Here is a 9,096-nt window from a genome sequence, read left to right as displayed (position 1 = left end):
GCGCTGCTTGAGGGCCTTGTTATAAGAGGGCCAGTTGGTGATTTTAAAATTTTGTTTTGCCATGGAGACCTGATTTTGAAACAACTGTGGTGATCTGCTCCGATGATTACCCAAAAGTTCTATTTATTCAACAAAGCCCTGGTGTTGATGAAACTGTTGCCTCCGTTGCCCAGCAGCCATTCTGGTTCGCTGAAAAGCCTGCCATTGCTGCTTAAGCGCCCGGCGCTGCTGTGTATTTATGCACTGACGGTGCTGGTGGTGACGGCCCATTTTACCGCTTACAGCTATATCGAACCTTTCGTGCAGCGGGTCGCCGGATTAAGCGAAAATTTCACCACCGTATCGCTGCTGATTTTTGGCGGTGCCGGTATCATCGGCAGCATGCTTTTCAGCCGCTACAGCAATCGCTATCCAGCGTGCTTTCTGGTGGCGAGCATCGCGGCATTGCCGTTGTGCATGGCGCTGTTGTTGCCAATGGCCAATAATCCATTGGGATTGTCCATCGTCTGTGTGCTGTGGGGCATCGTTATCATGGCGCTGAGCCTTGGCATGCAGGTAAAAGTCCTGACGCTGGCTTCTGATGCTACGGATGTTGCCATGGCATTGTTCTCCGGCATCTATAATGTGGGTATCGGCGGTGGTGCGTTGCTGGGTAACCAGATCATCACGCATGTAGGCATGAATGAGATTGGTTTTGCGGGAGCTTCACTGGGTGGCATTGCGCTGCTGTGGTGCCTGTTCATTTTTCGGCGCTATGCGCTCGTGTTTAGCCATGCTGTCATGAAGTAATGTCATGATTGGATAACATGCTTTGTTGAGGCGAGGTGCGTGATGGATTTGCAGTATGCACATTGGGTAACGCGCACCGCAGTGGTTGCGACAGCTGTGGTGCTGCTGCTATTTATCATTAAGGCCTTCGCCTGGTGGTACACCGGTTCGGTCAGTTTATTAGCCTCGTTGGTGGATTCACTGGTGGATATCAGTGCGTCGCTGGTGAACCTGCTGGCCGTGCGTTATGCGCTCCAAACCGCTGACGATGAGCATGCTTTCGGTCATGGCAAGGCAGAGTATCTGGCCGCCATTGCGAGGGCATGTTCATTGCTGGCTCCGCGCTGTTCTTGATCCTCACCGGGTTCCAACTGCTGAACGCGCCGCAACCGCTGTACGCACCAGAAGTGGGGATTGTCATCACCGTGATTGCCCTGGTGGCAACGCTGCTGCTGGTGACTTTTCAACGCTGGGTGGTACGCAAGAACCAGAGCCAGGCTATACGCGCCTATTCATTGCATTACCTGTCTGATGTGTTTATGAACGGCGCTATTCTGGTGGCGCTGGTATTAAGCTGGCGCGGTATCACCTACGCTGATGCCCTGTTTGCGTTGGGGATTGGGGTTTATATTCTCTACAGCGCCCTGCGCATCGGCTATGACGCGGTGCAATCGCTGCTGGACGTGCGCTGCCAGAAGAAGAGCTGCAGGCGATTGTTGAGCTGATTCGTGGCTGGCCTGGCATTCATGGCGCACATCAACTGCGTACTCGGCGCTCAGGGCCGAACCGTTTTATTCAACTGCATCTGGAAATGGATGATTCGCTGCCGCTGGTTCGGGCACATGAGGCTGCGGACCGTTTGGAGCAGGCGTTACGTCAGCGTTTTCCCGGTGCCGATATTCTTATCCATCAAGACCCGTCCTCCGCTGTACCGGAAGAACAGCGCGGGCGCATCGAGGTGTGATCCAGCCTGTATTTGTTTGAGAAATGTGATAGAAAATGGGTTGCGCGGCATTATTTTGCCTGACCTGAATCAATTCAGCTCAGGACATTTGTTATAATATGCCTAAAAAGGTGAGCGATGGTTCGCCACGGCGGCCCGTCCGGTAGAAACATCCTGCAAAACTACATCTACAAATCCAGAGGTTGTCATGATCAAGAAAATCGGAGTATTGACGAGCGGTGGCGATGCACCAGGCATGAATGCGGCGATTCGCGGCGTAGTACGCGCGGCGCTGACGGAAGGTTTGGAAGTCTACGGTATCTATGATGGCTATCAGGGCTTGTACCAGGATCGCATGGAGCAGTTGGACCGCTACAGCGTGTCTGATGTTATCAACCGCGGCGGCACCTTTTTAGGATCGGCGCGTTTCCCCGAGTTTCGCGACGATCACGTACGTGAAGTCGCGGTACAGAACATGAAAAACCGTGGTCTGGATGCCCTGGTGGTGATCGGCGGTGACGGTTCTTACGTGGGGGCCAAGCGCCTGACTGAAATGGGCTTTCCGTGTATTGGCCTGCCGGGCACCATCGATAACGATGTGGCAGGCACCGACTACACCATTGGGTATTTCACCGCACTGGAAACCGTACTGGAAGCCATTGACCGTTTACGCGATACCTCTTCTTCTCACCAACGTATTTCCATCGTGGAAGTGATGGGACGCCACTGCGGCGATCTGACGCTGGCCGCGGCGATTGCAGGGGGCTGCGAATTTATTGTGTTACCGGAAGAAGAGTTTAAACCGGAAGATCTGGTGTGTGAAATCAAAGCAGGCATCGCTAAAGGGAAAAAACACGCCATTGTCGCCATTACTGAGCGCATCTGCGATATCGACGAACTGGCACGCTATATTGAAAGAGAAACAGGGCGTGAAACGCGTTCTACGGTGCTGGGCCACATTCAACGTGGCGGCTCCCCGGTAGCTTATGACCGTATTTTGGCTTCGCGTATGGGCGCGTATTCTATTGAACTGCTGCTGCAAGGCTACGGCGGTCGCTGCGTCGGTATTCAGAACGAAAAAATGGTGCACCACGATATCATCGATTCCATTGAGAACATGAAACGGCCCTTCAAGCGTGATTGGCTGGAGACGGCGAGAAAGCTGTTCTAAATCTGGTGGCTGTATTCTTTCGCAATAAAAGCCATCCCTCCGTATGACGACAGGGTGGTTTTTTTTCTTGATGTTGCAGTCTGTCGGGAGCCTGTCAGGTCGCTGTCGTGTTCGCGGCAGCTAAGCGGGCGTAGGTTGAGGCTGTGTTTTTTATTTCTTTAAAAAATAGAGTTGAAAAAACAGACAGGAGGAAAACCACCATGAAGACCAATCCGATTAAAACATTACGCCTTGCCCACGCCTAGTCCCAGGAGCAACTGGCGGAACTCTCCTCCTTAAGCGTCAGAACCGTTCAGCGTATCGAGAATGGTGAGCGTGCCAGTTTGGATACTCTCGGTGCCATCGCCGCAGCGTTTGGCGTGAATGTTACCGAGTTGATGACGGAAGAGAGTTAGCAAACCCTGAGCGGAGAATCGCTTGAGCTGCGCGTTCAGGCAGCGAAACGTCAGATGCGGCAAGAGAGCCGTTTCTGGCGCTCGCTTGTGGTTTATGTTGTGGTCAATCTGGCGCTTAATGCCGTGAAGGTGTTCTGGCTGCGCGATCGTTGGAAGCGCTGGGAGCAGGCGCGTGTACAGCGAGTGCTGCGTAAGCCATAATAGCGTCGTACACTTAAACGGGTAGGGCTGGCATTGAGCCAGCGTAATAGAGAGATAATAGAGGTCTTCGCATGACAAAAGTGACCGTTGCCGCAACGCAGATGGCGTGTTCCTGGGATCTGCCCAAGAATATTGAGAATGCCGAAAAACTGGTGCGACAGGCGCACGCCAAGGGTGCTCAAATAATCCTGATTCAGGAGCTGTTCGCCGCGCCTTACTTCTGTATCGATCAGAGTCCCGAGCACTATGCTCTGGCACAAACGCTGGAAACCAGCACGCTTATCAAACACTTCTCCGCACTGGCGGCTGAGCTTGAGGTGGTATTGCCGCTGAGCTTCTTTGAGCGCGCCAATAATGCCTATTACAACTCGTTGGTGATGATTGACGCCGACGGTAGCGTGCTGGATGTGTACCGTAAAACGCACATTCCCAATGGTCCGGCGTATCAGGAAAAGCAGTTATTTATCCCTGGCGATACCGGCTTCAAGGTGTGGCAGACTCGTTACGCTAAAGTTGGTGTGGGCATCTGCTGGGACCAGTGGTTCCCGGAAACCTCGCGCAGCCTGGCGTTGCAGGGTGCAGAGCTGATTTTCTACCCTACCGCTATCGGTTCTGAACCGGCCTATCCGGATATCGACAGCCAGCCACACTGGACGCGCGTGCAACAGGGCCACGCGGCTGCCAATCTGGTGCCGGTGATTGCCTCTAACCGTATTGGGACTGAAGCGAGCAAATATATCGATGGGCTGGAAATGACCTTCTACGGATCTTCTTTCATTGCCGATCAAACCGGTGCGCTGTTGGCACAGGCGAACAAAACAGATGAAGCGGTGCTGGTGCACACATTCGATCTGGAAGCGATCGCCGCGCAACGCGCCAGTTGGGGGCTGTTCCGCGACCGTCGCCCGGAGATGTACACGGCGCTCGGCACTTCTGACGGCAAGACCCGGAGATAATCGATGTCACCTTCGACTCTCACTTCGACGCCGCGTCAGGATGGCTTTTTTATGCCCGCCGAATGGGCACCTCATGATGCGGTGTGGATGATCTGGCCCTACCGGTTGGATAACTGGCGTAATAATGCCTTGCCTGCGCAGCAGACGTTTGCCGCAGTGGCACAGGCGATTGGTCAGAAGACGCCGGTGATCACGGGCGTTCCAGCGCAGCAGATGGCGCAGGCGCGTAGCCTGATGCCTGCAACGGTGACGCTAGTTGCGATGGAAAGCGATGATGCTTGGATGCGTGATACTGGACCGACCGTGGTGCTAAACGGTAACGGTGAGCGCCGGGGTATCGACTGGCAGTTTAACGCCTGGGGCGGCGAGTTGGGCGGTTTGTACGACGACTGGCGACAGGATGAACAAGTCGCGCAGCATGTGTTGGCGCACCACGGTGATGCACGCTATGCGGCACCGCTGATTCTGGAAGGCGGCTCTATTCACGTTGATGGAGAAGGCACACTGTTGACCACGGCAGAATGCTTGCTGAATCCGAACCGCAACCCTCATCTGAGTAAGGCTGATATTGAGCAGTTGATGCGTGACTACCTCAATATTTCCACCATTATCTGGTTGGAAGAAGGGGTGTATAACGACGAAACCGACGGCCACATCGATAACATGTGCTGCTTTGTGCGCCCCGGTGAAGTGGCGCTGCACTGGACGGATGATGAAAACGATCCGCAGTATGCGCGCTCTGTCGCGGCGTATCAGGTTTTATCCCAGGCTCGTGATGCGCAAGGGCGTGCTCTGAAGATCTGGAAGCTGCCTGCGCCGGGTCCGCTCTATGCCACGGAAGAGGAAGCGGCGGGTGTCGCATCGGGTGATGCGATTGAACGTTTAGCAGGTTCGCGTCTGGCGGGTTCTTACGTAAATTTACTGATCAGCAATCAGCAAATTATCTTCCCGTTACTGGATGCGCATACCGATGATACGGTGCGTAACCTGCTGCAACAGATGTTCCCAGATTACGCCATTGTAGGCGTGCCTGCGCGCGAAATTCTGTTAGGCGGTGGCAACATTCACTGCATTACTAAGCAGATCCCGTCGGTCCGTTAAGCCGGTTTCTCTATCACCAAAAGGCTCCGGTAGTCACCGGAGCATCAAACAGCCATTCCCGCCCACCTCTGTCATTCCCGCGAAAGCGGGAATCTCTTGCAGAAGAGATGCGTTTTTTTTTCGCAGAGATCTCCGGCTTGCGCCGAATATGACGGAAGGCACCGGTTATTACCGGTGCCTTTTTACGCGCCGATATTAATCTATTTGGTTGTCTCTTGATCCATATTATCCGCAGGCAGTTCACCGGGCAGATAGCTAGGCAGTCTGCCTGCCGGGATGATCGCCATCATGGACAAGAAGGCCATGATCAGCAGACCAAACTTCAGCACTTTCAGGCGCGATTCCTCGTTGACGCGCACCGCTTCAGCCACTTGTTCTGGCGTTGCCGTGGTTTGCGACAGCACGGTGAGCAGGCGATCGTTACTGATAAAGTTAATATTATCGAGATTCACCTGTGCCTGAATTTCAGGGGTCAGCACAGGCGTTTGCACAATGTTGCGCATCACGCTGGAGCTAATCAATCCTACCAACAGCGCACCGGCCACGGCGGTACCAATCGCGTTCGCCAGATTGTTGGTGGTGCCTCGCAGTGAGCCGACGTCGCCCGCCAACTCTTTCGGTGAAGCACTCACCAGCACGTTAAACAGCAGGGTGACCAGCGAGCACTGACCAATACCGAACGCTACCATGCCGAACAGCACCGCGAACTCACTCCAGTTGTTACGCACTACAAAAGCGAGCCACAGCAGCGAAAGGGTACAAATGATGAAGCAGTAGCGGCCAATCTTTTGCGGCGTCAGCTTGTGGTAAAAGCGTACGATAAGCGTTGCGGAGAAGAATACGGACAGGTTGAACGGCATCATGGCGATGACTGTTGCCAGCGGCGTGCTGCCCTGCACAATCTGAATGTAGAGTGGCACGGAAAAGTTCAGCATTGCTTCCAGCGCGACCACTGCAAACATGGCGACCACGGCAGCTCGCTCCGTTGGCGAGGTAATCACTTCCAGCGCCAGCAATGGGTTTTTGCCTTTTTCTTTTACGCGTCGCGTCCAGACCACGAAGAGCTGACCAAGCACGATACCCAGCGCGATCATAAAGGGTGCCGGAGAGAAGCCAAGCAGATCGAAAGGCGCTGCGTCTCGAACCAGACCCATTCCCCAGCGGTTAAGGTTGTTGAAGCCGAAAGAGAGCAGAATGATTGAGGTTGCTGCCAGTACCACGCAGACAATATCAATGCTGACTTCTGGCCGGCACCTATCCGCTTTCATGCGGAAGCTGAGAAAGAAAATTACGGCAGACAAGACGATCAGCAGACCAAACGCCGGGCTCCAGCCGATATAGGTGCCCAGCACCCCGCCAATTAAAAATGCCGCCACACCCGCACCGGCGTGTGCCGAACACAATGTGCTTAGCGCGGTGGCTTGTTGTGCACCGCGATAATTCTACGCAATCAGTGCCACCAGTGAGGATACCAACGCTGCCGCCGTCAGGCCGCTGAGCGCCTGTGCGCTGATCATGATGGTGGCGTTAGGGCTTAAAGTCATCATCACCTGAGCGACACCGAACAGCAGCACGGTAGAGCGGAAGATGATCAGTGGGCCAAATCGCTGGTTGAGTTTTGCACCCAACATAACGAAACCGGCGACGGACAGTGAATAGACGACGATACCCGTCGCAATGGTGGTAGGCGGCACATTGAAACTGTTCACCATACCACCCAGCGCGACGGGCAGTGAGGCGACGTTGAATGACATCAGAATCTGGGCGAGTGCGATGGTGATCATAGGTATCCATGACGCTTTCTCGTCTGTCACTGTGTGCGGTGTCGATTGATTCACCATAATGGTTATCCCCTTATTGTCCTTAGATTTTTATGCGAATTCTTGCGTTGGTTACAGCAACGATTATCAGCTTTTTTCGGTGTAAGGTTCGGAGACGAACATATCCATACCCAGGCTGCGGGAGAGAAAGCGTGCTGCCAACTGGCCTTTGACGCTGTTGCCTGCACCGTCAAGTAAGGGCGCAAAGGTGCCTAAACCGCCCTTACCGTGCGAGACAGTGACGATGCCGCCGCCAATGCCGCTCTTACCGGGGAGGCCGATATCGTAGAGCCAGTCGCAGGATGTTTCATACAGCCCAGCGGTGACCATCACAGCCAGGGCGTAATGGCACAAGTCATTGTTGACCACGCGGTCGCGGGTGATGGGGTTAACGCCACCATCGGCCAGCGTCGCCCCCATCACCGCCAGATCGCGGGCGCTGATGTTGAGTGAGCATTGGCGGGTATATAAATCGGTCGTGTATTCAATATGTTGATTGCAGTGTGAAATGTCCGGTTTTGGATGTGGAATACAGTGGATAAAGTTGATGTAAGATGCCCGTTTTGTGAACAGACATCTTCTGTGAAAAAACACGGTTATGGCAAAAGTGGCCATCAGCGTTACCGTCGTCAGTCATGAAAACACGGATGGCTACAGGGCTTACAACGATGAACTTCCAAAAGTAAAACACATTGTTAGCAAGCTGTATACACAGCGTATTGAGCGTACACATCTGACACTGCGTAACCGATTGCAACGGCTCAATCGCAAGACGCCCGGATATTCAAAATCATCCGAAATGCACGATAGGATCATCGGTACTTACATCGAACGCGAGTACTACGTTTGATGCTACATCAACTCATTGAATACACTACCCGAAAAACGGTTGCCCGTGGGATCGCAAACAAACCTTTGACACGGTCGCGCACTACACGCTGGAAGAGACCTACGAAGTGCTGGATGCTATTGCGCGTCAGGATTTCGACGATCTGCGCAGCGAATTGTGCGATCTGTTGTTTCAGGTGGTGTTTTACGCCCAGATGGCGCAAGAGCAGGGGTTGTTTGATTTTTCTGCGGTATGCGACGCTCACCGACAGTGACGCGGTGCTTGCCAACTGGGAGCAAACCAAAGCACAGGAGCGCGCTGAAAATGCCCGATACTCTGCGTTGGACGATATTCCTGACGCGTTGCACACTTTGATGAAAGCGTACAAAATCCAGCAGCGTTGTGCGTCAGTCGGTTTCGACTGGAACAGTCTGGGGCCAGTGGTCGACAAAGTGTATGAAGAGATTGATGAAGTGATGCATGAAGCCCGGCAGGCAGTCGTCGATGAAGAAAAGCTGGCCGAAGAAGTGGGCGATTTATTGTTTGCTACGGTAAATCTCTCACTCCATCTTGGTCAAAAAGCCGAAAATGCGCTTCAGGCGGCAAACCGCAAATTCAGCCGCCGTTTCCGTCAGGTAGAACAAATTGTTATCGCCTAGGGAAAAACAGTTGAACAGGCGACGCTTGAGGAAATGGACGCGGCTTGGGAACAGGTAAAACGTCAAGAAAAGGCCGAGCCTGTACACGAGATTGTGTAATTGCCTGATTTTTATATGTTCAATCCAACATCAAAAGCAGGTTACTTTATGGACGAAAAACAGTTACAGGCTCTGGCTAACGAGCTGGCCAAAAATCTCAAAACCCCTGACGATATCAACCAGTTTGATCGCCTGCTGAAAAAGATCAGCGTTG

Annotated in this window: 4 protein-coding genes and 6 pseudogenes; 8 read left to right on the top strand and 2 right to left on the bottom strand. The window is 53.4% G+C overall.

The window, feature by feature from the left end:
- Positions 1-144: 144 nt before the first annotated feature.
- The 6 genes and pseudogenes from QZ506_RS04125 to aguA all read left to right on the top strand — a co-directional run.
- A pseudogene (locus QZ506_RS04125) lies at positions 145-789 on the top strand (MFS transporter); the annotation flags it as partial.
- Positions 790-831: 42 nt separating this feature from the next.
- Positions 832-1,732: pseudogene (gene fieF / locus QZ506_RS04120) on the top strand (CDF family cation-efflux transporter FieF).
- Between the two features lie 187 nt (positions 1,733-1,919).
- The gene (pfkA, locus tag QZ506_RS04115; RefSeq protein WP_291969269.1) at positions 1,920-2,882 is read left to right on the top strand and encodes a 6-phosphofructokinase; all 963 of its coding nucleotides are present in this window, start codon (positions 1,920-1,922) and stop codon (positions 2,880-2,882) included.
- Positions 2,883-3,139: 257 nt separating this feature from the next.
- Positions 3,140-3,478, top strand: a pseudogene (locus QZ506_RS04110) (helix-turn-helix domain-containing protein).
- A 71-nt stretch (positions 3,479-3,549) separates the two neighbouring features.
- Positions 3,550-4,434 carry an N-carbamoylputrescine amidase gene (gene aguB / locus QZ506_RS04105; RefSeq protein ID WP_291969267.1) on the top strand — a complete coding sequence of 295 codons (885 nt, stop codon included), beginning with the start codon at positions 3,550-3,552 and terminating at the stop codon, positions 4,432-4,434.
- Positions 4,435-4,437: 3 nt separating this feature from the next.
- Positions 4,438-5,535 carry an agmatine deiminase gene (gene aguA, locus QZ506_RS04100; RefSeq protein ID WP_291969266.1) on the top strand — a complete coding sequence of 366 codons (1,098 nt, stop codon included), beginning with the start codon at positions 4,438-4,440 and terminating at the stop codon, positions 5,533-5,535.
- Between the two features lie 200 nt (positions 5,536-5,735).
- On the opposite strand, the pseudogene QZ506_RS04095 reads toward aguA, so the two are convergent.
- Positions 5,736-7,376: pseudogene (locus tag QZ506_RS04095) on the bottom strand (MFS transporter).
- Between the two features lie 66 nt (positions 7,377-7,442).
- Complete coding sequence (locus QZ506_RS04090) at positions 7,443-7,970, bottom strand: glutaminase (protein WP_291969264.1); 528 nt, start codon at positions 7,968-7,970, stop codon at positions 7,443-7,445.
- On the opposite strand from QZ506_RS04090, the pseudogene QZ506_RS04085 reads away from it, so the two are divergent.
- A pseudogene (locus QZ506_RS04085) lies at positions 7,890-8,205 on the top strand (IS1 family transposase). The gene QZ506_RS04090 and the pseudogene QZ506_RS04085 sit on opposite strands and share 81 nt — an antisense overlap.
- 19 nt (positions 8,206-8,224) lie before the next feature.
- A pseudogene (gene mazG / locus QZ506_RS04080) lies at positions 8,225-8,942 on the top strand (nucleoside triphosphate pyrophosphohydrolase).
- The last annotated feature ends 154 nt before the right edge of the window (positions 8,943-9,096 follow it).

This window comes from Candidatus Symbiopectobacterium sp. (assembly GCF_020054415.1).
Classification (GTDB): domain Bacteria; phylum Pseudomonadota; class Gammaproteobacteria; order Enterobacterales; family Enterobacteriaceae; genus Symbiopectobacterium.
The sequence above is the reverse complement of the archived record's forward strand: the minus strand, read 5'-3'. Positions and strand labels throughout refer to the sequence as shown.